The sequence below is a fragment of the Bradyrhizobium sp. PMVTL-01 genome (assembly GCF_051861855.1).
Taxonomy (GTDB): Bacteria; Pseudomonadota; Alphaproteobacteria; order Rhizobiales; family Xanthobacteraceae; genus Bradyrhizobium.
Window position 1 is genome coordinate 267,942 of record NZ_CP193983.1, and the last position, 26,674, is coordinate 294,615.

Annotated in this window: 24 protein-coding genes and 5 pseudogenes; 11 read left to right on the forward strand and 18 right to left on the reverse strand. The window is 62.1% G+C overall.

The window, feature by feature from the left end:
- Window positions 1-316 precede the first annotated feature (316 nt).
- Window positions 317-502, forward strand: a complete 186-nt coding sequence (locus ACRQ5Q_RS42125) for a DUF3606 domain-containing protein (RefSeq protein WP_439400188.1) — start codon at window positions 317-319, stop codon at window positions 500-502.
- Window positions 503-508: 6 nt separating this feature from the next.
- On the opposite strand, the gene ACRQ5Q_RS42130 is transcribed toward ACRQ5Q_RS42125, so the two are convergent.
- Window positions 509-1,429, reverse strand: coding sequence for a 3'-5' exonuclease (locus tag ACRQ5Q_RS42130; RefSeq protein WP_439400189.1), 921 nt, complete (start codon window positions 1,427-1,429; stop codon window positions 509-511).
- A gap of 189 nt (window positions 1,430-1,618) precedes the next feature.
- Between ACRQ5Q_RS42130 and ACRQ5Q_RS42135 the strand changes: the two genes are divergently transcribed.
- On the forward strand, window positions 1,619-2,542 hold the full coding sequence (locus ACRQ5Q_RS42135; protein WP_439400190.1) for a Ku protein: 924 nt from the start codon (window positions 1,619-1,621) through the stop codon (window positions 2,540-2,542).
- A gap of 245 nt (window positions 2,543-2,787) precedes the next feature.
- Here the strand turns inward: ACRQ5Q_RS42135 and ACRQ5Q_RS42140 are convergent, their stop codons facing one another.
- The 3 genes and pseudogenes from ACRQ5Q_RS42140 to ACRQ5Q_RS42150 all read right to left on the reverse strand — a co-directional run.
- Window positions 2,788-3,057: a hypothetical protein gene (locus ACRQ5Q_RS42140; RefSeq protein ID WP_439400191.1), complete on the reverse strand. Its 270-nt coding sequence runs from the start codon at window positions 3,055-3,057 to the stop codon at window positions 2,788-2,790.
- 129 nt (window positions 3,058-3,186) lie between these two features.
- Window positions 3,187-3,909, reverse strand: a complete 723-nt coding sequence (locus tag ACRQ5Q_RS42145; protein ID WP_439400192.1) for an SOS response-associated peptidase — start codon at window positions 3,907-3,909, stop codon at window positions 3,187-3,189.
- Between the two features lie 2 nt (window positions 3,910-3,911).
- A pseudogene (locus ACRQ5Q_RS42150) lies at window positions 3,912-4,196 on the reverse strand (hypothetical protein); the annotation flags it as partial.
- Window positions 4,197-6,186: 1,990 nt separating this feature from the next.
- Between ACRQ5Q_RS42150 and ACRQ5Q_RS42155 the strand changes: the two are divergent.
- Window positions 6,187-6,866, forward strand: a pseudogene (locus ACRQ5Q_RS42155) (IS3 family transposase); the annotation flags it as partial.
- A gap of 136 nt (window positions 6,867-7,002) precedes the next feature.
- Here the strand turns inward: ACRQ5Q_RS42155 and ACRQ5Q_RS42160 are convergent.
- From ACRQ5Q_RS42160 to ACRQ5Q_RS42170, 3 genes are all read right to left on the reverse strand, one after another.
- The gene (locus ACRQ5Q_RS42160) at window positions 7,003-7,722 is read right to left on the reverse strand and encodes a c-type cytochrome (RefSeq protein ID WP_439400193.1); all 720 of its coding nucleotides are present in this window, start codon (window positions 7,720-7,722) and stop codon (window positions 7,003-7,005) included.
- Window positions 7,723-8,386: 664 nt separating this feature from the next.
- On the reverse strand, window positions 8,387-8,950 hold the full coding sequence (locus ACRQ5Q_RS42165) for a hemerythrin domain-containing protein (RefSeq protein WP_439400194.1): 564 nt from the start codon (window positions 8,948-8,950) through the stop codon (window positions 8,387-8,389).
- A gap of 269 nt (window positions 8,951-9,219) precedes the next feature.
- Window positions 9,220-9,387: a hypothetical protein gene (locus ACRQ5Q_RS42170; RefSeq protein WP_439400195.1), complete on the reverse strand. Its 168-nt coding sequence runs from the start codon at window positions 9,385-9,387 to the stop codon at window positions 9,220-9,222.
- Between the two features lie 992 nt (window positions 9,388-10,379).
- Between ACRQ5Q_RS42170 and ACRQ5Q_RS42175 the strand changes: the two genes are divergently transcribed.
- The gene (locus ACRQ5Q_RS42175) at window positions 10,380-10,673 is read left to right on the forward strand and encodes a hypothetical protein (RefSeq protein WP_439400196.1); all 294 of its coding nucleotides are present in this window, start codon (window positions 10,380-10,382) and stop codon (window positions 10,671-10,673) included.
- 249 nt (window positions 10,674-10,922) lie between these two features.
- Window positions 10,923-11,597, forward strand: a complete 675-nt coding sequence (locus ACRQ5Q_RS42180) for an SUMF1/EgtB/PvdO family nonheme iron enzyme (protein WP_439400197.1) — start codon at window positions 10,923-10,925, stop codon at window positions 11,595-11,597.
- 764 nt (window positions 11,598-12,361) lie between these two features.
- Here ACRQ5Q_RS42180 and ACRQ5Q_RS42185 read toward each other — a convergent pair.
- Entirely contained in the window at window positions 12,362-12,646 is a 285-nt protein-coding gene (locus ACRQ5Q_RS42185; protein ID WP_439400198.1) for a hypothetical protein, read from the reverse strand.
- A 120-nt stretch (window positions 12,647-12,766) separates the two neighbouring features.
- Between ACRQ5Q_RS42185 and napE the strand changes: the two genes are divergently transcribed.
- From napE to ACRQ5Q_RS42210, 5 genes are read left to right on the forward strand one after another with little or no spacing between them, the layout of a single operon-like run.
- A complete protein-coding gene (gene napE / locus ACRQ5Q_RS42190; protein WP_439400199.1) occupies window positions 12,767-12,952 on the forward strand; it encodes a periplasmic nitrate reductase, NapE protein in 186 nt (61 codons plus the stop codon).
- Window positions 12,953-12,978: 26 nt separating this feature from the next.
- Window positions 12,979-13,308: a chaperone NapD gene (locus ACRQ5Q_RS42195; protein ID WP_439400200.1), complete on the forward strand. Its 330-nt coding sequence runs from the start codon at window positions 12,979-12,981 to the stop codon at window positions 13,306-13,308.
- Between the two features lie 16 nt (window positions 13,309-13,324).
- A complete protein-coding gene (gene napA / locus ACRQ5Q_RS42200; protein ID WP_439400201.1) occupies window positions 13,325-15,838 on the forward strand; it encodes a nitrate reductase catalytic subunit NapA in 2,514 nt (837 codons plus the stop codon).
- A complete protein-coding gene (locus ACRQ5Q_RS42205) occupies window positions 15,835-16,305 on the forward strand; it encodes a nitrate reductase cytochrome c-type subunit (RefSeq protein ID WP_439400202.1) in 471 nt (156 codons plus the stop codon). Before napA ends, ACRQ5Q_RS42205 begins: the two co-directional genes overlap by 4 nt.
- Complete coding sequence (locus ACRQ5Q_RS42210) at window positions 16,302-16,955, forward strand: NapC/NirT family cytochrome c (protein ID WP_439400203.1); 654 nt, start codon at window positions 16,302-16,304, stop codon at window positions 16,953-16,955. The genes ACRQ5Q_RS42205 and ACRQ5Q_RS42210 overlap by 4 nt, the downstream gene beginning before the upstream one ends.
- Window positions 16,956-17,177: 222 nt before the next feature.
- Here ACRQ5Q_RS42210 and ACRQ5Q_RS42215 read toward each other — a convergent pair.
- The 3 genes and pseudogenes from ACRQ5Q_RS42215 to ACRQ5Q_RS42225 form a co-directional block, all read right to left on the reverse strand.
- Window positions 17,178-17,859, reverse strand: a pseudogene (locus tag ACRQ5Q_RS42215) (DctP family TRAP transporter solute-binding subunit); the annotation flags it as partial.
- A gap of 472 nt (window positions 17,860-18,331) precedes the next feature.
- The gene (locus tag ACRQ5Q_RS42220; RefSeq protein WP_439400204.1) at window positions 18,332-18,643 is read right to left on the reverse strand and encodes a DUF892 family protein; all 312 of its coding nucleotides are present in this window, start codon (window positions 18,641-18,643) and stop codon (window positions 18,332-18,334) included.
- A gap of 138 nt (window positions 18,644-18,781) precedes the next feature.
- On the reverse strand, window positions 18,782-18,919 hold the full coding sequence (locus tag ACRQ5Q_RS42225; protein WP_439400205.1) for a hypothetical protein: 138 nt from the start codon (window positions 18,917-18,919) through the stop codon (window positions 18,782-18,784).
- A gap of 137 nt (window positions 18,920-19,056) precedes the next feature.
- On the opposite strand from ACRQ5Q_RS42225, the gene ACRQ5Q_RS42230 reads away from it, so the two are divergent.
- The gene (locus tag ACRQ5Q_RS42230) at window positions 19,057-19,719 is read left to right on the forward strand and encodes a helix-turn-helix domain-containing protein (RefSeq protein ID WP_439400206.1); all 663 of its coding nucleotides are present in this window, start codon (window positions 19,057-19,059) and stop codon (window positions 19,717-19,719) included.
- A 101-nt stretch (window positions 19,720-19,820) separates the two neighbouring features.
- Here ACRQ5Q_RS42230 and ACRQ5Q_RS42235 read toward each other — a convergent pair.
- From ACRQ5Q_RS42235 to ACRQ5Q_RS42265, 7 genes and pseudogenes are all read right to left on the reverse strand, one after another.
- A pseudogene (locus tag ACRQ5Q_RS42235) lies at window positions 19,821-20,007 on the reverse strand (IS3 family transposase); the annotation flags it as partial.
- 894 nt (window positions 20,008-20,901) lie between these two features.
- Window positions 20,902-21,832 (reverse strand): IS630 family transposase gene (locus ACRQ5Q_RS42240; RefSeq protein ID WP_439400207.1). Its coding sequence is split into 2 segments (ribosomal slippage): window positions 20,902-21,751 and window positions 21,750-21,832, totalling 933 coding nucleotides; the frame shifts between segments, so codons are not numbered across the junction.
- Between the two features lie 86 nt (window positions 21,833-21,918).
- Window positions 21,919-23,660: pseudogene (locus ACRQ5Q_RS42245) on the reverse strand (FAD-dependent oxidoreductase).
- Window positions 23,657-24,310, reverse strand: a complete 654-nt coding sequence (locus ACRQ5Q_RS42250; RefSeq protein WP_439400208.1) for a hypothetical protein — start codon at window positions 24,308-24,310, stop codon at window positions 23,657-23,659. Before ACRQ5Q_RS42250 ends, ACRQ5Q_RS42245 begins: the two are co-directional and overlap by 4 nt.
- Before the next feature lie 17 nt (window positions 24,311-24,327).
- Window positions 24,328-24,822, reverse strand: a complete 495-nt coding sequence (locus tag ACRQ5Q_RS42255; RefSeq protein ID WP_439400209.1) for a type II 3-dehydroquinate dehydratase — start codon at window positions 24,820-24,822, stop codon at window positions 24,328-24,330.
- A 25-nt stretch (window positions 24,823-24,847) separates the two neighbouring features.
- Window positions 24,848-26,128 (reverse strand): TRAP transporter large permease subunit, encoded by a 1,281-nt coding sequence (locus ACRQ5Q_RS42260; protein WP_439400210.1) that lies wholly within the window; start codon window positions 26,126-26,128, stop codon window positions 24,848-24,850.
- Between the two features lie 28 nt (window positions 26,129-26,156).
- Complete coding sequence (locus tag ACRQ5Q_RS42265) at window positions 26,157-26,672, reverse strand: TRAP transporter small permease (protein ID WP_439400211.1); 516 nt, start codon at window positions 26,670-26,672, stop codon at window positions 26,157-26,159.
- Between the last annotated feature and the right edge of the window lie 2 nt (window positions 26,673-26,674).

A 26,674-nucleotide genomic window follows, 5' to 3' on the forward strand; every position in this document is an offset into this window, starting at 1 on the left:
ACGAACGAAAATCATCAAAAGCGGGCCGCTGAGGGCTTGCGCGAAGCCGCTTCCAAGGATGAAGCGACGCGGTAGCCGTTGAACTTGATTTCGTGAAATCCATCGCGCTCCGGACCGCACCTTTTCGATCGATGATGCCAGGGTTCTACGAAGCCGGGGAACGGCGCCTTCACGCCGACCGCCGCCGCTTTAGACGCCACGGAACGAACTCCAACGCTACAACCGGTGGCCTCAAAGCCGGGACCCAGGATTCGTTTCCGGAACCCGGGAATCCTTGCGGCCTTGGATCGCCATCAGTTCGAAGGAGGAGGAGCCGATGGCGGCAGCGAAGAAGAAGACCGCGCGTGGACGCAAGCAGGACCGGGCACGCGTCGCCAAGGGACAGGACTACGAAGTCCGCTACGAAGCGAAGAAGACCGGCCGCTCCGCATCGGCCGTGAAGAAGGCCGTCAAGAAGGTCGGCAACAGCCGCATGCGGGTAGAGAAGCGTCTCGGCCGTTAGGCCGCCTCAGATCCGGCCGGAGAATGCGGTCAGCCTCTGAACGGTCGCCTCGACGTCCTGCATGTAGATCTCGGTCCGCAGAAACGTGATCTCGTCGTCCAGGCCGCTCTCCTCGACGTCTATGAACCAGGACTTGGGTCTCCCGTCGCTTCCGTCGTTCCAACGATAGCCCCTTCGCTTCAGCGAGTCCTTGAGCTCGAACGCGGTCTGCTCCGCCCAGATCCGCATCGTCGGCTTGCGGGCGGTCTCGAGCAGCAGCGCCAGTGCCGGCGAGCCCGTCGTCGGCAGTTCGAAAGCGAGCACCTCCAGCAAAGCGTGGCAGTCGTCGACCGCGCGGTGCGCCTGGTGGAAGTAGCCGGCGCCGTTCAGCAGATAGCCGAGCTGCGAGCCGGCGAAGCCGTGTTTGCACCAGTCAATCTCGCTCATGCTGCAGCCCCAGGCCATCCGCTCGAAGACCGACCAGTAGCGCTCCGCGAACTTCCTGTCGAAACTACTGTTATGTGCGATCGTGATGAGCGCCCCGTCGACGAGTGCGTTCACGGCGGCATCGTCGAATTTGCGTCCCGCAACCATTTCGTTGGTGATGCCGGTGAGCGCCGTCACTTCCACGGAGATCGGCGCACTGGGTTCGTTGAATGCGGAGAACGTGTCTCTGATGCCGACGATGCGGCCGTCGGGCGTGTAGTCGAACTTAACCATCCCGAGCTCGATGATTTCGTCGGTGCGGTAATCCAGGCCGGTCGTCTCGGTGTCGAGAAGAAGGCCCGTCCGGACATCCTGCCCGGCGGCCGGCGTGTAGGGAGACCGGGGGATCAGGCGCCGAAGGACCCTGTAATCGGCCGACTGAGCCAACGCGTCGGCCATTGCGGCCAGGTCCGCCGTGTACGGAGTTTGCCCGTCTCTGAGGGGCTGGGTCAGCGCGTCCATGGGTCCACAATACCGGCCAAAAGCTCCATGAGGTATCTGGAAAACAAGCGATTCACGACGTTTTCGGACGTGCCCGGGGGCGCTGCGGGCAGATCGCCAATTTTCCTGTTGGCGGGCCCGGAGCATGTCGGAACCGGCAGGCTCCGTTCGTCTTGAATCCAGCACCAATCCATCCGGAGTACCGCGTTCATGGCCCCCCGCTCCAACTGGAAAGGCTTCTTGCGGCTGTCACTGGTGACCTGTCCAGTGGCCCTCTATCCGGCGACGTCCGAGTCCGAGAAGATCTCGTTCAACCAGCTGAACCGCGCGACCGGCCACCGCATCAAGTACGTGAAGGTCGACGCGGACACGGGCGACGAGGTGCCGAACGAGGATATCGTCAAGGGCTACCAGCTCGAGAAGGATCAGTTCATTGAGGTCACCAAGGAGGAGCTCGAAGAGATCGCGCTCGAGTCGACGCGCACCATCGAGATCGACGAATTCGTCGACCGCAGCGACATCGATCCGCGCTACCTGATCCGTCCCTATTATCTGCGCCCGGACGGGAAAGTCGGGCACGACGCGTTCGCGGTGATCCGCGACACCATCCGCGAGATGGACAAGGTCGCGATCGGTCGCGTGGTGCTGACCAACCGCGAGCACATCATCGCGATGGAGCCACTAAGCAAGGGCTTGATGGGGACGTTGCTGCGGTACCCTTACGAAGTACGGGACCCGAAGGAGTATTTCGACGAGATCCAAGATGTCAAAGTCACCAAGGACATGCTCGATCTCGCCCGTCACATCGTGGACCAGAAGTCCGGCTCTTTCGAACCCGATAAGTTCGAGGACCAGTATGAGACGGCGCTGATCGACTTGATCAATCAAAAGCGGGCCGGCAAGCCGATCACCCCGAAGGAGCGCCCAGCATCGACCAACGTGGTCGATCTGATGGAGGCGCTGCGCCGGTCCGTCGGCAAGGAGGCCGGGCCGGCGAAGGCCGCAAAGCCCGCCAAGAAGCCGCGAAAGGCGGCGGCCGGCCAGAAGGAAATGCTGATGTCCATCGAGGGCAAGAAGGCGGCGAAGGAAGCGACGGGGAAAAAACCGGCCAAGCCGCAGCGGAAGTCCGCGTGACGGTTGGCCGTGGTGGCCGCCCCGGATTTCTACGGCCACATCGCGGCGTGATCGTTTACGATCAGCGATTATATTCAGACCGTGAACGTCGAGTACGACCCCGAGCGCGAGGCGTTTGCGGCGATGAAGTTCGCCGCGGAAGCCGATGGAGCCGAGCGGCAGAGATGGATCAACGCCGCGTTGGCGTGGATCGAACTCACTCGCCTGCGAACCCCGTTCGGCCGCCGGTCGAGAGAAGAGACGGCCTAGATGGTTTCGGAGGGGCACTCCGGACAGGAATCGCCGATCGAATCCAGAACATCGCGCACCTCGGCCACAGCCTCCTCCGAAGAGAAGCCGCTTGGTGAATCCCGACCTGCGATGTCGAAGGCCCGCTCGCGGGCGTGCGGGTCGGCGCGGTCCTGCATCCAACCGTGCTCCTCGCACTCGCGGATGGCACCTGCCTCCTGCAGCACCGAGATCGCCCAGCCCCGCAGCGTCCGGGTCGCCGATCGTCGTTTCTTCGTCATCAGCATCGAGAATTTGCTCCTGCCGGGACGAATCCTTCCGCCCTCCCGCGTGTTCCGGGCGGTTAGCACGGGTCAGGGATTCCCATACGGCAGAGCTTGAGCTTGTCCACGTGTTCCGCGGGCCTGTGGAGAATGTTACGTCGTCGGCGAAGGGTCTTCCTTCACGCCGCGGGCGACGATCCGCAGCACCCCGTCCGGAAGCGGCCGCTGCAGCCGCAGTGCCTCGTCTGGCGGCGCGGTCATCCAGGTCTCGACCTCCTCGGGCGTCGTCAGGATCACCGGCATCGCCTTCGGATGGATGGCACCGACCTCCGCGTTCGGCTCCGTCGTCAGGAACGCGTAGAGGTCGTTGGTGGTCTCGCCTTCCTTGACCTTCCGGACCGAGGTCCAGTTGGTCCAAATGCCGGCGAAGCAGACGAGCGGACGGCTCTCGTCGAGCGCGAACCAGATATCGCCGCCCTCGGCCTTGTTGAACTCGCTGAACGAGTTGAACGGCACCATACAGCGGTGCTCAGGACCCAGCCACCGCGTCCAGTGTTTGCTCTTCACGTTGCGGATGTTGGTGGTTCCCGAATCCGGCTCCATCCTGAGCAGTTCGTTGAAATCGGCCTGCTTGCCCCTGGCCTGCAGCTTCTCGGCGCGCTTCTTCGTAGCGTCCATCAGTGCCTTCGACGACGACGGCATCCCCCAGCGCGCGGTAACGAGCTCCCGGCCCTCGGCCCCGCTCCGGACGATCGGCGCCTTGTAGTCGGGAAAAACGCCGGGCATCGGCGCGAGATTGCCGACGTATCGGTTAGCGACACGGAACAGTGCGCTGATAGCGGCCTGATTGGTAGTGATCGAATATAGATTGCACATCGTCAGGCCTCCGGAGCGGCCTGGCGAGGGCGCTGCGCCAACTGTAGCAGCGCGGCAGGCCGTCGGCGATTGGCCTTGGCGCACTTGCTGCAGCGGAGTCGGCTCGCCAGGTCGTGGACGAAAGTGGTCGGAGGGTGGCGCAGCGTCGCGAGGTCTACGTTCCGGCGGGTCTTGCATCGCGAGCACTCGATCTCGAGCCACGCGTAGCCGCCGTTGATGGCCTGATCGACAGTCGTTCACGGGTCGATCGGCCCGCCGTTCGCCCACATGCGCTTGTTCCAGCTTTCGCCGGATCGTGCACGTGTTGTCCAGCAGGCGCTGCCCGACATCCCGCCAGATCGCGACCTGCCCGTACAGCCGGATGGCATCGGCCTTTTGGATCTCGACGGTCCGGCCACAGCGGCGGCAACTCACCCTCAGTAAATGCTGACGAATTTTGTCCAGGCGCAGCGCGCGTCCGGATGCACGGGGTATTGGATTGGCCCCGTCGGCGCGAGGGTCGTCTAGGAGGGCTTGCCAGTATTCCGGGGGCAGGTCTTCGCGCGGCGCCGGTCCGAGCCAGGCAGGTGCCTTTCTGCCGGCGGCGGCCATCCGTTGCATGTGCTTTCTGGTTTGCATGCGCCAGCCGCGAAAAGAACATAACATGAACAGAGAGTCAGTCCGTACGATGAGGAACTCGGAAGTCCCGCGTCGGGGATCTGCTAGGCTTGAGCCATTGTCAAGGCACGTCGGCAGCCGCTAGAAGGCGGCAGCTTGGCGATCTCGGAAGAGCATCGCGCGATCAAACCAATGTCGACGCGCATGTCAGTACGCAAAGCGCCTGAGGCAGCTTTGCACGTCTGCGAATTGCTTGGGCGTGAGCCTACGACTATCGCGGTCGATCGCGGCGATGTAGTCGAAACCTCGGTAGCTTCGCGCTAGTCTCCGGAACGTCCTTTCCTCGATCCCTGCTGCAATCGCTGTCAAGGCGAGGTCGGCAGGAGGCCATGAGGAGTACAGAATTTGTCGACGAGGTCGTGACGCGCGTGCTTGGCCCTGTCCCAGTCGACGAAGAAGCTTAGCGGTTTGTAAGGAGTGCAGCCGTCCTATGGATTATCTCGGGACACTTCAGTAGCGTTGGTGCATTGGCCCGCGTCATCGCCCAGCAGAGTAAGTTTCGATGATGTAGGCTGCACCACCGGTCGAATACTGATGACAACCGGAAATCGGCAGGTTGCGTCCTGTGGCCGCTTTAGCACGCCTCCCAATATTCCACTCGCTGCCGTTGCCTTCGACACCAGACTCTGGCTTCTTGTTGGAGGCCGGAATGCTTTCTATGGAGACGAGCGTGCACGGCGAAGCGGGATGCATAAGTTGCTGCCAACCTAGAGTGCTTAGGGCACTTTATCCCGTGGCTGAAGGCGCTGAGCTAAAGCTTTATGAATGTGCTGGCTGCACTAGCAGCATGTGGTTGATCACAAAGGTATCTGCTCCCAAGCAGGCGAAAACGCGGTTTACGACCATCGACGCTGCGTTAGAGGCCGCCGCTTTGGGAGCGCGCAGATCAAGGCTTTAAAGTCCGGTCTGGATGCGGCACGCCAACTGAGCGCACTCGGTCTCTCAGCCACCGACGCCTACGGACAGAGCCGAAGCCGGTGATACGAGTAAACTACCACAGGCGTGTCCGGTTCAAAAAATGAGTTCCTACTTGAGTGGTTGAAGGAAGGGGCCGAGGCCCCGCCCGGATCCGAGCTGAGGCGTACCTATGATGCGATGGTTGAAGCAAGGAGAGCGCGCGACGAGCGGCACCCGCCAGGAACATGGGTGGGCTGACGCCTGCCAGCTACGTCGGGCCAAATTGAGGTCTCGCGCACCCGCACAGCCGCCCGGTGTCGTAGCTGCCGCCATGTTGTCGAGGCCGCCTCGCGTATGTCGCGTTGTCGTCTCCTGTCGCGGTAAACGAGCTTTGCAATGAGCTCTGTAACGGTCGCTCAACGTCCGTTAGTACGGTCATTTTAGTTGTTGCCGTGGTCCCCCGGCTCGCGTACCTCAAGCGCGCCCTGTCTCACTTCGAGCATGAAACGGGCGGTTATCTTGCGCGCTCCAGCCGATCCAGTAGCCGGCGGCGAGTGTAATGGCTGTGCCGAACAGCTTCTTGTGCGCGCCCAGGAAGCGCTCCAGCGCCTCATAACAGCAGCGGCGGCACAGGAGGGGAGTATCAGCTCTTGCGCGCCAAGGGGTAGCCGTCGCCTCCGCAGCTAGGCCACGCTCCGCTGTGCGCTGCCCACTGGCTTCGTGATCTACCGGCTTTACCGCGAGGAAGGGCTCACCGTCCGCAAACGGCGGGCTCGCCGCAAGGCCGTGGGGACCCGTGCCCCGATCCTGGTCGAGGCGAGGCCGAACGCGCGCTGGTCGCGGGACTTCGTCCACGACCAGTTCGCCACTGGCCGACGCTTCCGCATCCTCAACATCGTCGACGATGTCACCAAGGAATGCCTGGGCGCCATTCCGGAGACGTCGATCTCGGGGCGGCGCGTGGCCCGCGAACTGACGGCAATCGTCCAGCGACGCGGCAAGCCAGGAATGATCGTGTCCGACCATGGCACCGAATTCACCTGCAACGCCATGCTCGCTTGGTGCAAGGACGCAGCCATCGATTGGCACTTCATTGCGCCGGGAAAGCCGATGCAGAACGGCTTCGTCGAGAGTTTCAATGGCCGGATGCGCGATGAGCTACTCAACGAGACCCTGTTCTTCGATCTCGATGACGCCCGCGCCAAGATCGCCAACTGGGTCGCCGACTACAATCTCCAGCGTCCCCACTCGTCGCTGAAATACCTGACCCCGCGGCCTACGCCGCCCACCTCACCGCAACGGACGATCGGCTGCGCAACCCCGACCAGCTCCGCCGATCGTCCGTTGCTCCATCCGCGCCACTTGGCGTACAAAACCCCGAGACTCTAACTGCCGCTGGATGAAAATGCAGTGGCAGGTCACCCCTCATCATCTATCGGGGGACAGCCACCATCATGACCCTTGCTCGGAGCGAGGCCCATTACGGCATCTAGGCTTGCTAGAACGCTGATCGCCGCGACAGCAACGTAGGCTCGGCTCTTAGCGAGCCCGGTCGGCCTGCAAAGTCTCGAAGAACGCCACGATCGCGTCAATCTGGTATTCGACGAGCTTTGGCTTGAGCATTGCCTGGTTCGGGCCTACGCGACGGTGGTTTGAGGTCAATAGCTGTCGGAGATCGTTGGCTGAAAAAGATGGCCGGCTGGCAATTTCGCTGAAGCTTGGCGCAGGTAAACGAAAGGCTGGTGTCTCCCTTAAAGAATCCGAGATGACGTGACAGAGACCGCAGGTACCCCGAGCGAGCGCACGACCCTGCGCGATCTGATCCGCGAAAAGCTGATCGCCGAACGGCGAATTGACCGGCACCTGGATGGTAATCGAACCGAATCCGCTGGCGCGGTGGCAGGTATTGCATCCGTTCGTGAGATCCGAGTAAGCCTTGGCGAAAGCTGCACTATCCTTCAGTTCAATCGCACGATCCAGGGCTTGCAACTGTTCATTAGCTTGGGACAATCGCAAGCTTTCGGATGGATGGGGCATTGCCTTCCGCAAGTTGGCTTCAATCTGTCGAAGCTCGTAATTCGCCAAGCTCCAGTTGCTGAGCCTTCCGGCGAACCATAATTTGATGTGTTGGAATTGGAGCGCGACCATAAGGTCGGATAGTTGCGTTGACGTATTGCCAGCAGGCAGATTCTCTGCCCCCGCATTAAATAGTGGAAGCATGGTCACGATCGCGGCGGACAGCAGCGTCCGGCACTTCATACCAGCGCTCGAAAAGATGAGGCAAGACCGGGCTCGGCGCCGATTCCTATCAACGCCTTTCCAAATGACTGACGTCATGCGCGGGCACCAAAGCGATATCTCGACGCACCGACCGAGCGCATCAAACGAATTTCCTTGTCGATCCGCTCAGGCGGGCGGCGATAAATTCGCGCTCGCAGTTCCAGCAGCGCCAGAGCTCTTGGGCTTCCTGAGATCGATGCGTTCATACCACTCGCGATGGAACAGCCCAGAACCACAGCGAGGGCATTTCAGTCATGAGGTGCTAAGACCGGCGCCATATGGGACCTTCCTCGTATCCGATGCGCTGCATGCGTTTCTTGGCGGTATAGCGAAATAATCTAGATCAACGATCTGCTAGCCCTCCCCCATAGCTGACACGTGCATCGCGAAAGACTGCTCCAATTGAGGATAAAGCGCGCAAACCACGGTCGCAACTAGCCGGATCGCTATTGCGGTACAGGCGGGACAAACAGCGTGAACGCCTTTTCTTCAGCGCTCTCGAAGCAAAAAAATGTGCCAATCGACCTGACTTCCACGTGCAATTCGGGAGGCTTCTGCGCGCAATTGATCTAACTGTCTTCCATAGACTCGAATAAGGCACAGAATTTGCCATTAGGACGCTCGTCACTAGCCGCAGCACGCTCTAACGCCGTTCGACTTCGGACTCTTGCTCCATCTGCAAGATGCGCGCTCGTAGCGCGTCGAAGGTTTCTTCGGCGGCCTCGCTAAACAGCGGATCCGCATAATTGGTTGTGGCCGAAGCGATCTCAGTCCAATCTGCAGGCTTGAGAGCCTTGAGCGCGGCGGGAAAGAAATCGCGGTCTTCGATCATGATGTGGCGCCGCTCGCTCTTTATGAAATCGCGAATGATGTTGTTAACATTCTGCCGAAGAATCTCTCGATCAGCCAGAACACTGTCGATCGCCTGCGCCACGAGGCGCAAACGCTGGGTCCCTTTTTGGTGCTCAAGCGTCAGATCGCCGACCCTTGCGGCCGCAGCTGGATCTCGAAGCTTTAGCTTGGCAAAGACCAATTCTTCTTGGGGATGATGGTACAGCTCCGGATAGAGCTCAAAGTAGTTGATGATCGCGCGAATGACCTCATAGTCGGGGTGGTCCCCGCGATCGAAAATCTCTAGCTCGCGCTCAAGCACGGCGAGCAGCGTCTCGATGTTGCGATGTTCCCGGGACAGACGCTCAATGATCATTGCGACCTCCAATGAACCATTGAATGAGAAAGCTATCTTGAAAGCGATTCCAGTTTCTTGCGCTAAATCAAGCAGGGAGGACTGGCCGCGGCATCGACGGGGAAGACATACTGCCTTCTCGAAGGTCGAGGCAGCCGGTGCACGCGGGTGCAGTCGCATTCTGGCGGACCGGCGATCCGTCGAACGGCGACTTCAGCGACACCAAGCTGATCCGGAAGTTGGGCGACGTGCCGGACGATCCAGCGCGCTCTGACGCCGGCCACCTCTGTTCACTCCTCGCTTGGACCGGGCGTATCTGTCAGTTCAAGCAGGTTGAGTACCGTCTCGATCTGGGCGAGCTGCGCCTGGATTTCTTCTCGCTCGTTCGGACCAGGACCGCTCTCTAGTCGCTCGAGGAGCGCCTGCTTCCGCGCGAGCAGCTTCGCGACCGTCGACATCCCGCCTCCTAAATCTGGCAGCTGGAAAGGAATTGGTACGCTCACGCCGAACTTGCCAGTGGCGGCTCCGCAGGACCTGATCCACCCAAGTCGGTTTTTCGCGTGGCTATCTCGCGGGCGGCCGTAGCGGGCCGTCCACCCAATTCCGGGCGGCTGGATCGCGTAGCGGGTCCTAGCAATCGGGACAGACATAGCGCTCTCTGCCTCTGGCGGCCTCGTTGCGGACGAGCTTCATCGGTCGCCCACAGTGCGGGCACGGCTTCCTGATAGGGTGAAGCAGCGACATTTGGGTTCCCCGCCCCGGTCAGCGTAGTGCCGTTTGCGAAGCAGGCACAAGCGATCTCTTGACGCGCGAGCCTCGCCAGCGATCGAAGATTGACCTTCGCTGAATTTGTGGGGTAGCGTCATGGAAGCGTTCTACAGCGGCTTCACGCAGCGGGTGCGCGACCGGGCAGAGAAGCCCGACCCGTTCACTCGGCGGCGGCTTCTCGATCTGGCCCAAAGGTATGAGCTCAGGAGCAGACCGGGATCGAGCTACGGAGGGTGATCGCCGCCACCACGCGCAACCCCGCCGACAGTGCTCTTCGCCGGTTCCGGCGAAGCCTGACACGGGACCGCGCACCGGGACCTGCGGCTCTCGAATTTGCGATCAGGCGATTCATGCGCCAATTCGCGGCTCCACCGCCTGATGTTGCGGTGGGTCAATGTGCATCGCGGCCATCCCCGTAGGCTTTCCATCGGACGGATAGCGCGTTCGGTGCTTCTACGGTTGCGGCGTCCGGACTCTTAGGCACGCCGGACTCCGCTTCCGCCCTTGGGCTGCAGACGAGACCACGAAGCCGCCTCGAGAGCGACTTCGGCGGAACGAGCCGGCTATCAGGCAGGCTACTGCAGCGCCAGAAGGAAATACTTGAAGCAAGAAATCGACCCCGGCGCTCCCAGCGGACGCCCCGGGGCTGGTTTCCTTCCGGCTCACGAGCGAGGAGAGCCACATGACCAGCAATGGCGACAACGTCACCGCCCTCGTGCGCTACGCGCTCGAGACTACCCGGGCGACGATGGTCTGTCCCTTCCACGACGGAGTCATCATCCGCGTGGGAGACGACGCGGCCGAAAGCCACGCTTTCGAGCGTGCCAAAAGGATCGCCAAGAGCGACGGCAGCTTCTGGGCGTCCGAGGTCTTGACCGAAGAGATCGGCCGCCAGCTTGGTGCCGCGATGGACGGCCGATGCCCGCACTGTGACCAGAGCAGCGTGGGACGGTCATCGTCGAGGCCGCATGGATAAGAAGGCTGGCATCCTTATGCCCTCGGGCAGAGCATCCGCGCGTCCAGCGTCATCTCAAACGGAAGCCATAGAGCGTCGCCCTTCGATGGCCGGACTTCCTGCCATGCATCTCGGGTTAACACGGCAGCATGCCGCTCCCCGCAGGACGTTATGGCCGGACCCGCGTTTGCGGTGCATACTGGTCTCCCGATCCATCCAGTCCCAAAAACATGAAAAAGTTCATCTGCGAACAGGTGTCGACGAGGGGGCATGTTTCCCATCGCCGTCGGCAAAGGTTCGCCGGACGTGCCCATCACCGGCGTGAGCTGGCGCGACGCTTCGGCCTACGCGGCCTGGAGGACGCGCAAGACCGGCGTCGTGCACCGGCTTCCTACCGACGAGGAATGGGCCTTCGCCGCCGCCGAGAAGGCACGCGACAAGGCACTGCCGCTCGTCGATCCTTCCGATCCTGCGCAAGCCTGGATCGCCCGATATGAGAACGAGTTCTCCCGTGACCGTCCCCAAAACTCCGCGCCCCAGCCGGGCGGCGCCTTCGGCACCAACAGCAAGGGTCTGGACGACTTCGCCGGCACCGTCTGGGAGTGGACGGACACCTGCTTCGTCCGCTCGTCGCTCGACAACGGCCGCGAACGCGTGATCAACACCAATTGCGGTGTCCGCGTCGTCGAGGGGGCCACCGTTCCTGACTTTATCCGCGACCGGAAATCGGGGAGGCTGTGCCGCCGGCGTCCCGCCGACCAATCTGGGCTTTCGCCTCGTTGTCGAACCGTCGCAGTCGGTCTTCGCCGGCGTCGTCAGGCACGTGTCCAAGCTGCTGCGGCAGAGTGGAAGTCCAAAGGACGAGAGGATTGCACCAGAGCAACGTCGCTTCTTCTCAAAGCCGCTAGATGGTCCGGCAGCCGAAGGAGAGATACAAGAGATTAGGGCCTGGAGGCCGGCCGCCAACGAGATCGCCCATTGGCCGCAAGGGCGATACCGCCTTTTTGGCTTCGATCCGGCAGATGGCATCCCGTCCCTGGATCTGGCGCAATCGTACGGTCAGGATAGGCTTCCCCGCTACACCAGCTACCCCACCGCCCCTCGCTTTTCTTCGCGATCGGCGAATCCGACTACCGGGCGTGGCTCGGATCCCTTTCGCCCCGGCAAGCGGCCTCGATCTGTCTGCAGGTACCGTTCTGCCGGTCGATGTGCTGGTACTGCGGCTGCCACACCTCGGTCACGAAGAAGGACGATCCCATCGCCGTCTACGCCACCGGCCTCCGAGGCACACCTGGTCGCCGAAATCATCGGGCGCCGCGTTCCGATCTCGCACATCCACTTCGGCGGCGGCACACCCACGATCATGACGTCGGAGACGCCGATCTCGACGACACGCTGCGCTACTCCTACTTCGTGCTGCCGGACGCCGAAGTCGCCGTCGAGATCGACCCGCGCACCCTGACGAAGCCCTGGCGGTGGCCTTGGGCTTCAGCGGCGTCAACCGCGCGAGCCTCGGCGTGCAGACGCTTCGATCCCGAGGTCCAGCGGCCATCAATCGCCTGCAGAGCCTCGAGCAGCCCCCCAGTGCGTCGAGCGGCTACGGTGGTCCGCCGCGGCAGAGCGTCGATTCCGGGCTGGACACGGTCGCCCGGTCATCGCGCTGCGCCGGACCGCTTCTCCGTTTTCCGGCTATGCCCACATCCCCTCCCTCAAGAAGCATCCGCGCAGAAAGCGCCCTCCCTGACAGCGTCGAGCGCCACCTGCAGTCGGACGCCATCGCCGAAGCGCTGGTCGATCCCGGCTACGTCCTCATCGGCTTCGATCATTTCGCTTTGCCCAGCGACATTGAGGGAGCAGATGCCCACGTCCGGCAGGGATCCGCCGCCGGCCAAATGACGCCACTGCTCGGGATCTCCTTGGTTCTGGCCGTTGATCGACTCGATCAGCTTGATCGGGCCGAGGTTAAAGGCGATGTAAGGCTGGTGCTGCGACATCTGCGCAAGCGGGCAGGTTGATCCAGATCAACGCCATGGCGGCCCGAATGCATCAGAAGTGCAATAAGGCAACGGCCCGGATGCCGTCCCGCTTCCCATCTCATTACCGAGAGACCGAATATGTCGGCCCCCGACGACACGACGCCGCGCGTGCACCGTAAGCGCATGGAAATTTTTGCGTTCCTGTTCCTGACTGCAATCGTGATGCCCCTCCTCGCGGTCGGGACGGTCGGCTCCTATGGGCTCGGCGTCTGGATCTACCAGATGTTCGCCGGCCCTCCGGGCCCCCCACCCTCCCCGCATTGATCCGCTCCAAGCGAAAGACAGGCATCATGGCCCAAGCCGCATCCAGCAGCGCCAAGCTCAACCGCCGCGCCCTGATCACCGGGCGCTTGCTCACCGCCGACCGCATCGCGCCCCCGCCGGGCGCCGAGATCGCCAGCATCATCGTGCAGGCGCGGCCCGAGCGCCTCGCCGAACTGGAAGCAGAGATCGCGGCGCTTCCCGGCTGCGAGATCCATGCCCGCGACGCGCGCGGAAAGCTCGTCGTCGTCGCCGAAGCGCCGGATGCCGGCAGCCTCGGCACCATGCTCAACACGATCCAGTCGCTGCAACACGTCTATTCCGCGACACTGGTGTTCCACGCCATCGAAACGACTTAAGGGCCGGAGAGCCATCATGACATCGCCGAAGCTCGACCGCCGCCAGATGCTCAAGCTCGAGGCCGCCGCGATCGCCGCGGCCGCCGCCGGTCTTCCCGCGCCGGCGCTCGCAGCCAACCTCGCCGCCGAGCGGGAGGCGAGCCAATTGAAATGGGACAAGGCCGCCTGCCGCTTCTGCGGCACCGGCTGCTCGGTGATGGTGGCGACCAAGGATAACCGCGTCGTCGCCACCCACGGCGACATCAAGGCCGAGGTCAATCGCGGCCTCAACTGTGTCAAAGGCTACTTCCTCTCCAAGATCATGTACGGCCACGACCGCCTGACGCAGCCGATGCTGCGCAAGACAGGCGGCAAGTACGACAAGAACGGCGACTTCACGCCTGTGTCCTGGACCGAAGCCTTCGACATCATGGAGCAGAAGTGGAAGGAGGCGATCAAGAAGCGCGGGCCGAACGGCGTCGCCATGTTCGGCTCCGGCCAGTGGACGATCTGGGAGGGCTATGCGGCGTCGAAGCTGTTCAAGGCCGGCTTCCGCACCAACAACATCGACCCCAACGCGCGGCACTGCATGGCCTCGGCGGTCGCCGGCATGATGCGCACCTTCGGCACCGACGAGCCGGCCGGCTGCTACGACGACATCGAGGCCGCCGATGCCTTCGTGCTATGGGGATCCAACATGGCGGAGATGCATCCCATCCTGTGGACGCGTTTAGCCGACCGCCGGCTGTCCGCGCCCCATGTCCGCGTCGCCGTGCTCTCCACCTTCGAGCACCGCTCGTTCGACCTCGCCGACATCGGCATGGTGTTCAAGCCGCAGACCGACCTCTACATCCTCAACGCTATCGCCAACCACATCATCAAGACCGGCCGCGTCAACAAGGACTTCGTCGCCGCGCATACCGTGTTCAAGCGGGGCCAGACCGACATCGGTTACGGATTGCGGCCGGACCACCCGCTGCAGAAGAAGGCGACCGGTGCGGCCAAAGCCAACGACTCAACCGACATGAGCTATGACGAATTCATCAAGTTCGTGTCCGAGTACACGCTAGAGAAAGCCGCCGAAATGTCCGGCGTGCCGCTCAACCGCCTCGAAGCGCTCGCCGAGCTCTACGCCGATCCCAAGACGAAAGTGGTCTCGTTCTGGACCATGGGCTTCAACCAGCACACCCGCGGCGTCTGGTGCAACAACCTCGTCTACAACATCCATCTCCTGACCGGGAAAATCTCCGCGCCCGGCAACAGCCCGTTCTCGCTGACCGGCCAGCCATCTGCCTGCGGCACCGCGCGCGAGGTCGGCACGTTCTCGCACCGCCTGCCCGCCGACATGGTGGTGACCAACAAGGCGCATCGCGACCACACCGAGCAGATCTGGCAATTGCCCGAAGGCACCATTCCGGACAAGCCCGGCGCCCACGCCGTGCTGCAAAGCCGGATGCTGAAGGACGGCCTGATCAACGCCTGTTGGGTGCAGGTCAACAACAACCTCCAGGCCGGTCCCAACGCCAGCGAGGAGACCTATCCGGGCTTCCGCAATCCCGACAATTTCATCGTGGTCTCGGACGCCTATCCGACCGTGACGGCGCTCGCCGCCGATCTGATCCTGCCGACTGCGATGTGGGTGGAGAAGGAAGGCGCCTACGGCAATGCCGAGCGGCGCACGCAGTTCTGGCACCAGTTGGTCACGGCACCAGGCGAAGCCAAATCCGACCTGTGGCAGCTCATGGAATTCTCCAAGCGCTTCAAGATCGAGGAGATCTGGCCCGCGGAGCTAATTGCCAAGAAACCGGAATATCGCAGCAGGACGCTGTTCGAAGTGCTCTACAAGAACGGCCAGGTCGACAAATTCCCCACGACGGAGATCGAACAAGGCTACGCCAACGAGGAAGCGAAGGCGTTCGGCTTCTACGTGCAGAAAGGCCTGTTCGAGGAGTACGCGCAGTTCGGCCGCGATCATGGCCACGACCTCGCGCCGTTCGACACCTACCATAGAGAGCGCGGCCTGCGCTGGCCCGTCGTCAACGGCCAGGAGACGAAGTGGCGCTTCCGCGAAGGCAGCGACCCCTACGTCAAACAGGGCACCAACGTGCAGTTCTACGGCCATGCCGACGGCAAGGCCCGCATCTTCGCGCTGCCTTACGAGCCGCCGGCGGAATCGCCGGACAACGAATATCCCTACTGGCTCTCGACCGGCCGCGTGCTGGAGCACTGGCATTCCGGCACAATGACGCGCCGCGTGCCCGAGCTTTTCAAGGCCTTTCCCGAAGCCGTCTGCTTCATGCATCCGGACGATGCGCAGGACATGAAGCTACGGCGCGGCGACGAGGTGAAGGTGGTCTCGCGCCGCGGCTTCATCCGCGCCCGCGTCGAGACGCGCGGCCGCGACCGGCCGCCGCGCGGACTCGTGTTCGTGCCGTGGTTCGACGAATCCAAGCTGATCAACAAGGTGACGCTCGACGCCACCGATCCGATCTCGCTGCAGACCGATTTCAAGAAATGCGCCGTGCGCATCGAGCGGGTGAACATGTCATGATGAAACGATCCGCAATCATCCTGCTCGCCTTGGCGATCGCGGCGGGCACGAGCTCGGTGAGGGCGCAGACAGTGACCTCCGGCCTGCGCGGCCCGACCCCGCTCAACGACGAGGGACCGGCGCCGCCCATGCTGCCGAACCGCAACACCTCCGAGAGGGAGGTTCGCAATTATCCGGAGCAGCCGCCCGTCATCCCGCACAACATCGACGGCTATCAGGTCGACCTCAACGGCAACAAATGCCTGTCCTGCCATGCGCGGGCCCGTACCGCCGAGTCGCAGGCCCCGATGGTCTCGATCACGCACTTCATGGATCGCGACGGCCAGTTCCTGGCCTCGGTCTCGCCACGCCGCTTCTTCTGCACCGAATGCCACGTGCCGCAGAACACCGCCAATCCGCCGGTCAGCAACGATTTCACCGACATCGACACGCTGCTATCGCGCGCGAGCCCGGGTGGCCGCAGATGACGACGACTGCCGATCATCCCAATGCGGAGCTGAATGCCAAGCGCGGTCTCATCGCGCGAAGCTGGGCGTTTCTGCTCGAGCTCTGGCAGGTGCTGACCCGGCCGAGCGCGGTGTTCGCCCTCGGCACCCTGGTGCTGGCCGGTTTCATCGCCGGCGTGATCTTCTGGGGCGGCTTCAACACCGCGCTGGAAATCACCAACACCGAGAAGTTCTGCACCGGCTGCCACGAGATGAAGGACAATGTTTACGCCGAGCTGAAGTCGACCATCCACTTCTCCAACCGCTCCGGGGTGCGCGCGACCTGCCCGGACTGCCACGTGCCGCACAACTGGACCGACAAGATCGCGCGCAAGATGCAGGCTTCCAAGGAGGTCTGGGGCAAGATCTTCGGCACGATCGACACGCGAGAGAAATTCCTGGATCACCGGCTCGAGCTTGCCGCGCACGAATGGGCGCGCTTCAAAGCCAACGATTCCCTGGAATGTCGCAACTGCCATAGCGCCGATTCCATGGACATCACCAAGCAATCGCCGCGGGCATCGGTGGCGCACCAGCGCTTCCTCTTCAACAAGGAAAAGACCTGCATCGACTGCCACAAGGGCATCGCCCATCAGCTGCCCGACATGCGCGACGTTCCCGGCTGGCAGTAGAGCTTGACGACGCCTGAGTGGACGCGTCGTCCTTCGAGACGGCTGGCGACCGTTTTGCCTACCGAAATTGGTGCCGCGCACTCCTCCGAGTGGGAGCGGATCTTCATCCGGCTTCCACTGACTCCGTGCGGCGCTCGCTATCTTCTGACCCGACAGCGCCCGGGCATTCGAGTCATTCGGGTTCTTCTGCTTGTTGGCCTCATGGTCGGCCGCGTGCGGCGGTCAGCTCGTCGTGCTCTTGGCTTCCTTCAGGAATTCGTCGATCAGCCCCTGGCCGATGCGGCCGGTGGCATGCTTGTAGACCGGCTCCATCGCCTTGCGCATCGCCTCGTCCTGCTCGGGCGTGAGCTTGATGATTTCGCTCTTGCTGCTCTTCTTGATCTCGGCCAGCGCGTCGTGGTTTTCCTCCGACTGCGCGTTGCTGAAGTCGGTCGCCTCCTCATCGCCTTCAACAGCTGGTCGCGGATGTCGGCCGGCAGATCGTCCCAGAACTTCTTGTTCACGATCACGACGTAGCCGATGTAGTTGTGATTGGTCTCGGCGATTACTTCTGAACCTCGTGCATCTTCTGGGCGTAGATGTTCGACCAGGTGTTCTCCTGACCGTCCACGACGCCGGTCTGCAGCGCCTGGTAGACTTCCGAGAATGCCATCACCTGCGGCAGCGAGCCGAGCGCCTTGAACTGGGCCTGCAGCACGCGCGAGGACTGGATGCCGAATTTGACGCCCTGGTGGTCCGCGGGCGCAATCAGCTTCTTGTTCGCGCTCATCTGCTTGAAGCCGTTGTCTTAATAGGCAAGGCCGGTGATGCCCTTGGGCTCCAGCAGCTTGAGCGGCTTCGTGCCGAGCGGCCCTGCCGTCACCTTCCGCACCGTCTTGATGTCGGGCAGGATGTAAGGCAGATCTCTCGCATGCCGTCGGATGCACCGTGAAGTCCGGTTTGGCGAGGCGTCCGGCCACTTGGCTCTTCTAGGATCATATCGACATGAATTGGAAGCGGAAATTCGCGCGGGTCCTAGCGCCGCGGATCGCCAGAAGCGCGAGAACGCCTGGCGAACGCTGCTCCTGTGCAAGGCATGGTAGCGCTGAAGCGGTTATGTGCATCAAGTCGTCACAGTTTTGTGTGGTTGCAACGGGCGACGCCGCCGCCCGCTCCGCACCACGAGACGAAACCGGGCACCGCGCAACAATTTCAACCTGACGACCGCTATGCTGCTGGGCGCTGATGGGCCAGACACTCCATCGTCACCTTCTCGACGTTGTAATCGATCCAGGCGGCCATGCGCTGTTCTTCCTTCAAGGCCGCTTCAAGGGGCTCCCTGTCCGCAGAAACGCCGGCAGCACCGCTGAGCCGATGAGCGACTTGTAAGCGGCGATCTAAAAGTTCTCGAACGCGTTGTTGGCAAACGTGTTCTTGAGACTCTCGTCGTTGGCTGCCGAGTGCGCCATGGACTGCATGTTGCCCATCACGGACTGAGCCGTGTCCTTGAGGGTCGATGTGCTCTCACCACAGGCCTCGAGGCATCGCTCGAGGCGCCTCAGTTGCTCGTTGGTTTCTTGACCTTGGCTTTCGTCCGGATATTCGTCAAGCCGCTCCGACTGACGCTCCAACAACTCCCTCGCCCGCACTTCCATCGCATGTGCATTACGTAGTCCAACCACGAATGTGTCGCGGGCTGCGTTCGCCATTTGGCTCATTGCCGCAACCGCGGCTTAGCGCGATCGTTCCTAGATCGCTCGATTGCACCATCGTTGCGCAGCTCGTATGTTCCCAAAGTGTAAGGTATGCCATGGCGATGCCGATCAGCCCGCAGCCCCCCGGCGCACTCAGTTCAGCTTCTTGCGCAGCTTCTTGATTATCTCACGTAGATCGTTGATGTACTCTTTGATGAGCGAAAGGCGATCAGCGGACTCCTGATTGTCGCTCGCGGGCACTTCACCTGCTGGCTTCTTGTCGGATGACATGATCGCTTGCCGGCAATGGGAGGGACAGCGCAGCCCGTAATCCTACGTTCCACCCACACTGGCGGAGGCAACTTGCGCTAGATCAATGATGGTTGTCGCACACCAGACTTAAATGCTGCGCCCCGAGGAGTATCCAGATGCTGGTGAAGGCTGATAGGCGCATTCCTGTGGAAGGCCATCTGGCTCGGCTCGGCGGCGAGCGGATGTCCTGTAGCTCCTTCAACTATCGCAAAGGGAGACAAATCTTCGGTGAGGGCGAAGAAGCCAAGTACGTCTACCAGATCATTTCCGGCGCGGTGCGCACCTACAAACTACTTCCTGATGGTCGCCGCCAAATCAATGCCTTCCATCTGCCCGGCGATCTCTTTGGTTTCGAGACCGGCGACCATCATCGATTTACTTCGGAGGCGCTGGTCGCTACCGAGGTTCGGGTGGCGACCCGGCAAACTCTGTTGGAATTGGCGGTAAGTGAAGGCCGGGTTAGTTCCCTTCTCGCGCTTGTCACCCTCAATCTTCGCCACGCCGAGAACCACATGCTTCTCTTGGGTAGAAAGAACTCCCATGAGAGGGTTGCTGAATTCCTGCTCGAAATCGACGAACGAGAAGCCCATCCTAACGTTATGACGTTGCCCATGAGCCGCCGTGACATCGCCGATTATTTAGGCCTCACCGTCGAGACGATTTCCCGGTCCCTTTCGATGTTCCGCGACGAACAGCTTGTGCGGTTTGAGGACAACACGCAGCGACGGCTTGTACTATTGGACAGGCGAGGACTTGCTGCACTGGAGGCGTCGGCCTGACTTTACTAGCCGGAGTGTCACCATTCTGCCGGCGTATAGAGCTGGCCCCTGTTGTCTGAACAGCAATTCCGCGCCGATAAGTGGAGCTTCTGCCAGAGTTGGGCTGCCGCGCGGAACGGCACCGGGCTGAAGTAAGCTTGATCGGGGGTGCCGCCGTCAAAGGCTCGAGTGGGGACGGCCATTGTAAAAGGCGAGGTATCGGCCGATCGGGGCGCGGGCGTAGGACACGGTGTCGTAGGCGCGCAGATAGACCTCTTCGTGCGCCACAGGCCGGATGGCGCGGCGTATTCGGCGGCCGGCGTCCGAAACCCCGAGGCTCGGCTGGAAATTCGGCTTACAAGGGTGCGCCGTGCGTGGAGTGCGCTTCATCTCGCAGCCGCTCGCGGCACTCGTGCCGTGGTTCGGATCAATCCGCAGGTCGCTCGTAATCTCGAAGAACCAAAGATTGTCGCGCGTCGGAACCTCGCCACCGCGTTGCCGAGAGAACTCCTTGTCCAACCGGACCGCCCGACGGAGCTATCGCAAGTTCTGATGAACACCGAAGCCCAGCCTGCCTCGACTCAATCGTTGGATGGCAAAGTCCTCATTGGACTCGACGTTTTTCCGGTCCGACGAGAACCACAATCAGCCCGGAAACGAATCCCGAAACCGGTGTATTTGGAGCTGATGTATTGCGGGGCTCGTTGGCCTTTTGACCATCGTTACCAGCAAACAACTTGGTTCCCTATCTCTCCCAGGAACCAACTATATGACAATCAAAACGCAAGTACCGCGTCATTTCTTACACGAGAAGATGTGGAAACTCCCTTGGCTCGAACTCAGATGGACAATTCCTCTTGGAGTGGTTGAAGAATGCTTTGCGTAGTGAAGCGCCCAACAGGGAGGGCACATTTACGAGACTCAAGAAGCTCGCGGGGCTCGCGGCACCAACTCAAGAACTCATCCAAATCATCGTGAAAGCGCGAGGTGGTCGTGTGGCGCGATCGTCGCTGCAAATCGATGCATGCCACCGTCTGCGGTCACGCCTTCGTCGGAAATGATGGGCGCCTTCGGGAAGGAAACGTGCAATGACCTATCCGGCGGCGGGGGCGCCGCCATGAAGGTCTGAAGCGGCCGGGACGCAGCTTTGGTGGACCGACATGCGCGCGCAACGTCGGTGCGACTGATTAGAGCGAGTTGTGATCAAAGCGGATTGTACCCGCAACGACGGATGTAATTGGCGCATTCCTCAGGGCTAAAGAGGTTGAGAGTGCGGGCAATGAGGTCCCAGAGGGCGTCGACGGTTCTAGCCTGGGCTTGTCGCAACAGTTCCTTGAGTTGGGCAAAGGCCATCTCGATCGGATTGAGGTCGGGGCTGTAGGGCGGAAGGAACAGCAGGCGCGCGCCGGCACCGGCGATGAGACGGGCAGCCGCTTCATTTTTATGGCTCGACAAATTGTCGAGGATCACCGTGTCGCCTTCGCGCAGCACGGGGACGAGGATTTGCTCGACATAGGCGAAGAAGCACTCAGCGTTGATCGGCCCATCGAGCACAAACGGCGCTATCAGCCCCTCGCAGGTCAGGCCGGCAAGGAACGTCGTCGTCTTCCAATGTCCGTGCGGCGCATGGCCCAAGGCACCTGTGCCGACATCGGCCCAGGCGTAACGACGCGTCATCGCCGTCATCGTCCAAGTCTCGTCGAGGAAGATGAGCCGACCGCCAAGGCTGCTTTGCGCGCACCGCCACGCTTGCCGGCGCTCAACGACGTCGAGGCGATTCTGCTCGCTGGCGCGCACGTTTTTTGTGAAGCTGACGCCCTCACCGGCAAAGAAGCGCGACAGCATCGACTTGTCGGCTTCGATGCCGTGCCTGCGAAGCAGTCGGCCGGCGATCGCATCCAGCGTCAGATCGTTCTCCTTACGCCGAAGTTCCAGGAGCCAGTCCCGATGCGGCTTCAGCACAGAGCGCCGGTCTCCGCCCGTCGGCAAAGCCGCCGTGCGCTGCGTTTCCTCGAACGCCTTCACCCACGCGCTCGCGATCCCGACCCGGAATCCGGGCCGCCTCGTTCCGCGAAAGGCCATCCTCAACGACGGCCTTGATCACCCGAACGCGAAGAGCCTCTCCATGCGCCATCCCTGCCGGCCTCCTCCCGGCCTCAAGGATGAATCACGGTTCGCTCCCTTGGGAATCCCTACGATTCAATTTGACCCCAACTCGCTCTAGTCAGTCCCCACACTGGTAGAACTCCGCCCGAGATATCCTTCCAAAGTTCCGGCGGCATCCATCGCGGCACACCATCCAAACACGATGGCGGGCCCGATCATGGTGCCTGGACCGGGGTATGTCCCCCGAAAAATCGAGGCAGCGTCGTTGCCCGCGGCATAGAGCCTGCGTAGCGGGACCCACTCGCGTGCAAGAACGCGTCCGCGCCAATCGACTCTCAGGCCGGCGCTGTTCGCGAGATCCGCCGGCCAGACTGCCACCGCATAATATGGCCCGGGGCCGATCCTGCGCAGACATGGGTTCGGCTTGTTGGATTGGTCTCCGTTAAAGCGGTTTAGCTCGCTCGCACCACGTCCGAACTCCTGGTCAATGCCGGCTTCGGCAGAGGTGTTGTAGCGGGCGATCGTCTGCAAGAGTGTGCCGGGATCGACGCCGATTCTGACTGCGAGCGCTTCGACGGTGTCGCCTTCGAACAGGTAGCCGGAGCTAAGATAGCTCGCCAAGTGCCTGGCGCCGGGGTGGATCAGGCCGAGACCATAATCCCGGATAAAGCTGCTGTCGCAAATCAGAAAGGATGGCACGCCTGCAGGCGTCCTGTTGGAATCCAGCATCGCCTCGACAAGTCGTGATAGGAATCGGCTTCATTGACGAAACGGCGGCCCGTTCTGTCGACAGCAAGCAAGCCCGGTTTGGCGCGATCGAGCATGATATGCGGAAATATGGACTGGTGACCGTCAGGCTGCGCCATCACCGAGCTTGGCATCCACAGGGCCGCGCTCCGCAGTTCCGTGTCGATGACGGCCCCAACCCGCTCGGCCGCCAGGATCCCGTCTCCCGCGTTCGACGGCGACGCAAGCGAATAGCGACGGGCCGCTTCAGGCAGCAATCTGTCGCGAAGTTCGGCACTCCAGCCAATGCCGCCCGTCGCCAGAACGATGCCGCGGCGTGCGCTTATCGCCAACTCCCCGGCCGGAGACTGCACAACCGCACCGATGATGTCGTCACCCGCCCGGATCAACTCCTTCAACCCGGTTGAGAATCGGATATCGACCGAGTTCCGCAGGTCATGAAATAGCCTTGCAGTGAGCGCGTTGCCCATGATGAGGCGGGTCCCGCGCGCAAAACGAGCCCGATCGAACGCCTGTCGCGTCAACAGACGCAAGGCGTGCAGGAAGTTGCGCCAAGACCGCAACGGATGCAGCAGCGGAGCGATGTCGTTCTTGCCAACCATCATTCCGCCAAGCACCATGAATTCGCGCCGTGGCGCTCTCACGCGACCGAAATCGGCGCCGAGCTTGCGGCCGTCGAATGGCAGGGCGCCGAGAGCACGGCCGCTGGTCGCTGCGCCCGGCAAATTCTTATAGTCCGGATGCACCGGCGGCGGCAGGAAGTGCACGCTGGTGATTTTCTCGAGATAGTCGAGAACGATCGGCCCGATCTGGAGAAACACGTCCAAGCGCTCATCAGCGGCGGACGAGCCCAAGATCGCCTCCAGATAGGTTCGCGCGGCCTCGACGTTGTCCGGAAGGCCGGCCTTCCTGCTTTGCCGGCTGCCAGGGATCCAGATCGTGCCCGCCGACGTGGCTGTAGTCCCGCCAACCTGGTCCGACTTCTCGCAAAGTACCGTCTCCAGTCCCTCACGCGTGCCGACCAGTGCCGCGGTCATTCCGGCTGCGCCGGCGCCGAAGACGAGAAGGTCACATTCGAGATCCCACCGCCGTCCCGGGGGCGTCGTCATGCCGGCGAATTCGCAATGCGGGCGTCGAGGCTGAACATGCTGTGGTAGATCTCCGGCTGGCCGCCGACCGCTTCAGGCGCCAATTCGGCGGCCTTGCGCCAGGCATCACGGACCGCGATCTCGTCGACAGCTTCGATCAGCAGCAAGCCGGCAAAGGAGCCTTCGCGATTTCGCATGCTCTTTTCAACAGTGGGTACCGACGTTCTGGCTTGGTCCGTTGCGCCGATCTGAACAGCTACGACGCCGTCGCAATTGGTGACGACGCGCGCCAACCTGTCCGGATCGCCCGGGTGCCGCTGGGTACGCAGGGCCACAATGGTGGCACCTTCGCCGCGGCCGGCCCGGACCACCGTCCGGCCGCCGCCGCGAGTGAAGTTTCCCAGCCGCGGCATGATGCGCTGCGACCAGGGCGTCGGCGAATTGAGGCGCGCGAGATAGGTCGGTCCGTCGAGAACTTCGGGCGCTTCGAGCTCGTACAATATGAAGAAGCGATTGATGTCGGCTCGCAGGGCACGGAAGACGCGGCAGGCCAGGAAGCCCTCAGTCGTCACTCTTTCGGTGGTGTGCTCGCGCGTCAGCCAGTGCCGGTAGTCGGTCAGATCCGCGGGTTCGATATCGCTCCAGATCGCCAGGAATCCTGCGCCTCGCATCCTGCTCTCCCTCGGGTTCAGGCCTTGGCCGGCGGGGCAAGGCCTCGCAAGGCGGCAGGAAAGGTGCCGGGCAAGCGCCCGAGCCGTTGAACCGCGGCCAGAATGGCGACGATGTAGCCATAAGGACCAAGCCCGCAGATCACGGCGGTCGAGGCGCTCGATGTGATCGAGTGCCGATGCAGCTCGTCCCTGGCATGGATGTTCGAGATGTGGACTTCGATCTTCGGACCATCGAAGATCTTGAGGGCATCGATCAAGGCAATCGACGTGAACGAGAACGCTGCCGGGTTCATGATGATTGCGTCCGCATTGCCCCGCGCCGACTGGATCAAGCCGACCAGCTCCCCCTCGATGTTCGATTGGTGGAACGAGAGCGAAACGGCCAGCGGTCTTGCAACCTCCTCGCAGCTCGTCTCGATTTCGCTAAGCGTCGTCGAGCCGTAGACATGCGGCTCCCGGATGCCGAGAAAATTGAGATTGGGGCCGTTCAGAACCATGATCCTCGTGGTCATTAAGCTGCTCCTTCTCCAGGGATGACTAACCACCGAACCATTTGGCCGGGCCCGTGACGAGTTGCGGGAAGAGCACCATCAGAAACAACACGACAAGCTGCGCGATCATGAAGGGCCAGACGCCCTTGATGACGTCCTCCATGCTGATCCGCGAGACGCCGCACACGACGTTCAGGACGATCCCGACGGGCGGCGTGATCAACCCGATGGCATTGTTGATGATGAAGAGGACGCCGAAATAGACCGGGTCGATGCCGGCCTGCTTGACGACGGGCATTAAGATCGGGGTCAGGATCAGGATGCTCGGCGCCATGTCGAGCGCCGTGCCGACGATGACCACCAGGATCATGATCGCGAACATCAGCAGCATCTGGCTGCCCATGAACGGGCGCACCAGATCCACCACCTGGGTCGCGATTTCGGCAACCGTGATCAGCCATGACGAGACCAGGGCGGCGGCCACCAGAAACATGACGATGCTGGTGCTGAGCGCCGCCGAGACCACGACCTCGTAGAGCTGCGACAGCTTCAGCTCGCGGTAGATGCAGGTCGCGACGAATAGCGCATAGACGGCGACGACGACGGCCGCCTCGGTCGGCGTGAAGATCCCGAACCGCAGGCCGACGACGATGATGACCGGAAGCATCAGCGCCCAGAAGCCGTCGACCACCGCCCGGCCGATCTCGGCCAGCGACTTCCGCGGCGGGCTCTCGATATTCTCGTCGCGAGCCACCCACCACCAGGCGAAACAAAGTCCGACGCCCAGAAGCAGGCCGGGGACGATACCGGCTAGGAACAGCTTGGAGATCGAGACGCCACCGGCAACCCCGAACAGGACAAAGCCGATGCTCGGCGGAATGACGGGAGCAATGATTCCTCCAGCCGCGACTAGACCGGCCGCATACATCTTCTTATGGCCGGCGGCGACCATCATCGGGACCAGCAGGGCCGCGAGCGCCGCGGCATCTGCGGCGGCCGATCCGGACAACGACGCCAGGGCGCAGGATGCCAGAATCGCCACGTAGCCTAGTCCGCCGCGCACATGACCAACAAGCGCCAGCGCGATGTCCACGATGCGCTTTGCCAGGCCGCCCTTGTTCATGATCTCGCCGGCCAGCATGAAGAACGGAACCGCCATCAGCGGAAAACTGTCGGCCCCGTTGATGATGTTCTGCGCGACGATCTGCGAATCGAAGATATCGAGATAGTGCATCAGCGCGACGCCGCACACGATCAGCGCGAACGCGATTGGCATGCCAAGCGCCATGGCGCCAAGAAGGGAGAATGTGAAGACGGCGATCGTCATGCTGCTATCGAACAGGGTGCCACGGCGCTCAAGTGTGCTCGTCGCTTTCCTTGACCGCAATGAGATCTTCGCCGCTCGCCGCGCCGGTCATCACGCGAAAGAGATCATAGGCGAGGATGATCGCTGCCGAAACGCCGAAGACGAGGCCGGACGAATAGAAGAACAGGCCGACCGAGATCCCCGACGCCGGCGCCGCATCGCCGAAGGTCAGGACGGCCTGCTTCCAGCTCCCGAGCGTCAGCAGCCAATCGGCATACAGCATCAACAGATAGCTGATGACGAAGCAGGCGAACCTACCGCGAGGCGGGAGCGCGCGTACCAGCGTATCGACGCCGAGATGGGCGTGCTGGCGCAAGGCAATGATCGCCCCGAGGAAAGTCAGCCAGACGAGCAGCCAGCGCGACAGTTCCTCGGACACCGCGATGCCGGAATTGAAGACATAGCGGAGCACGACGTTGCTGAACACCAGGACGACCATCGTTGCGAGGCAAAGGGCGATCGCCGCCTTCAGGACCTCGCAATAAACATCGAGGATCTTCGCCATCC

Bases quoted from the DNA above. Each gene is read 5' to 3' on its own strand.
- ACRQ5Q_RS42125 (WP_439400188.1), top strand. From the start codon at position 317: ATGGCGGCAGCGAAGAAGAAGACCGCGCGTGGACGCAAGCAGGACCGG.
- ACRQ5Q_RS42130 (WP_439400189.1), bottom strand. From the start codon at position 1,429: ATGGACGCGCTGACCCAGCCCCTCAGAGACGGGCAAACTCCGTACACG.
- ACRQ5Q_RS42135 (WP_439400190.1), top strand. From the start codon at position 1,619: ATGGCCCCCCGCTCCAACTGGAAAGGCTTCTTGCGGCTGTCACTGGTG.
- ACRQ5Q_RS42140 (WP_439400191.1), bottom strand. From the start codon at position 3,057: ATGCTGATGACGAAGAAACGACGATCGGCGACCCGGACGCTGCGGGGC.
- ACRQ5Q_RS42145 (WP_439400192.1), bottom strand. From the start codon at position 3,909: ATGTGCAATCTATATTCGATCACTACCAATCAGGCCGCTATCAGCGCA.
- ACRQ5Q_RS42160 (WP_439400193.1), bottom strand. From the start codon at position 7,722: ATGAAGTGCCGGACGCTGCTGTCCGCCGCGATCGTGACCATGCTTCCA.
- ACRQ5Q_RS42165 (WP_439400194.1), bottom strand. From the start codon at position 8,950: ATGATCATTGAGCGTCTGTCCCGGGAACATCGCAACATCGAGACGCTG.
- ACRQ5Q_RS42170 (WP_439400195.1), bottom strand. From the start codon at position 9,387: ATGTCGACGGTCGCGAAGCTGCTCGCGCGGAAGCAGGCGCTCCTCGAG.
- ACRQ5Q_RS42175 (WP_439400196.1), top strand. From the start codon at position 10,380: ATGACCAGCAATGGCGACAACGTCACCGCCCTCGTGCGCTACGCGCTC.
- ACRQ5Q_RS42180 (WP_439400197.1), top strand. From the start codon at position 10,923: ATGTTTCCCATCGCCGTCGGCAAAGGTTCGCCGGACGTGCCCATCACC.
- ACRQ5Q_RS42185 (WP_439400198.1), bottom strand. From the start codon at position 12,646: ATGTCGCAGCACCAGCCTTACATCGCCTTTAACCTCGGCCCGATCAAG.
- napE (WP_439400199.1), top strand. From the start codon at position 12,767: ATGTCGGCCCCCGACGACACGACGCCGCGCGTGCACCGTAAGCGCATG.
- ACRQ5Q_RS42195 (WP_439400200.1), top strand. From the start codon at position 12,979: ATGGCCCAAGCCGCATCCAGCAGCGCCAAGCTCAACCGCCGCGCCCTG.
- napA (WP_439400201.1), top strand. From the start codon at position 13,325: ATGACATCGCCGAAGCTCGACCGCCGCCAGATGCTCAAGCTCGAGGCC.
- ACRQ5Q_RS42205 (WP_439400202.1), top strand. From the start codon at position 15,835: ATGATGAAACGATCCGCAATCATCCTGCTCGCCTTGGCGATCGCGGCG.
- ACRQ5Q_RS42210 (WP_439400203.1), top strand. From the start codon at position 16,302: ATGACGACGACTGCCGATCATCCCAATGCGGAGCTGAATGCCAAGCGC.
- ACRQ5Q_RS42220 (WP_439400204.1), bottom strand. From the start codon at position 18,643: ATGGCGAACGCAGCCCGCGACACATTCGTGGTTGGACTACGTAATGCA.
- ACRQ5Q_RS42225 (WP_439400205.1), bottom strand. From the start codon at position 18,919: ATGTCATCCGACAAGAAGCCAGCAGGTGAAGTGCCCGCGAGCGACAAT.
- ACRQ5Q_RS42230 (WP_439400206.1), top strand. From the start codon at position 19,057: ATGCTGGTGAAGGCTGATAGGCGCATTCCTGTGGAAGGCCATCTGGCT.
- ACRQ5Q_RS42250 (WP_439400208.1), bottom strand. From the start codon at position 24,310: ATGCGAGGCGCAGGATTCCTGGCGATCTGGAGCGATATCGAACCCGCG.
- ACRQ5Q_RS42255 (WP_439400209.1), bottom strand. From the start codon at position 24,822: ATGACCACGAGGATCATGGTTCTGAACGGCCCCAATCTCAATTTTCTC.
- ACRQ5Q_RS42260 (WP_439400210.1), bottom strand. From the start codon at position 26,128: ATGACGATCGCCGTCTTCACATTCTCCCTTCTTGGCGCCATGGCGCTT.
- ACRQ5Q_RS42265 (WP_439400211.1), bottom strand. From the start codon at position 26,672: ATGGCGAAGATCCTCGATGTTTATTGCGAGGTCCTGAAGGCGGCGATC.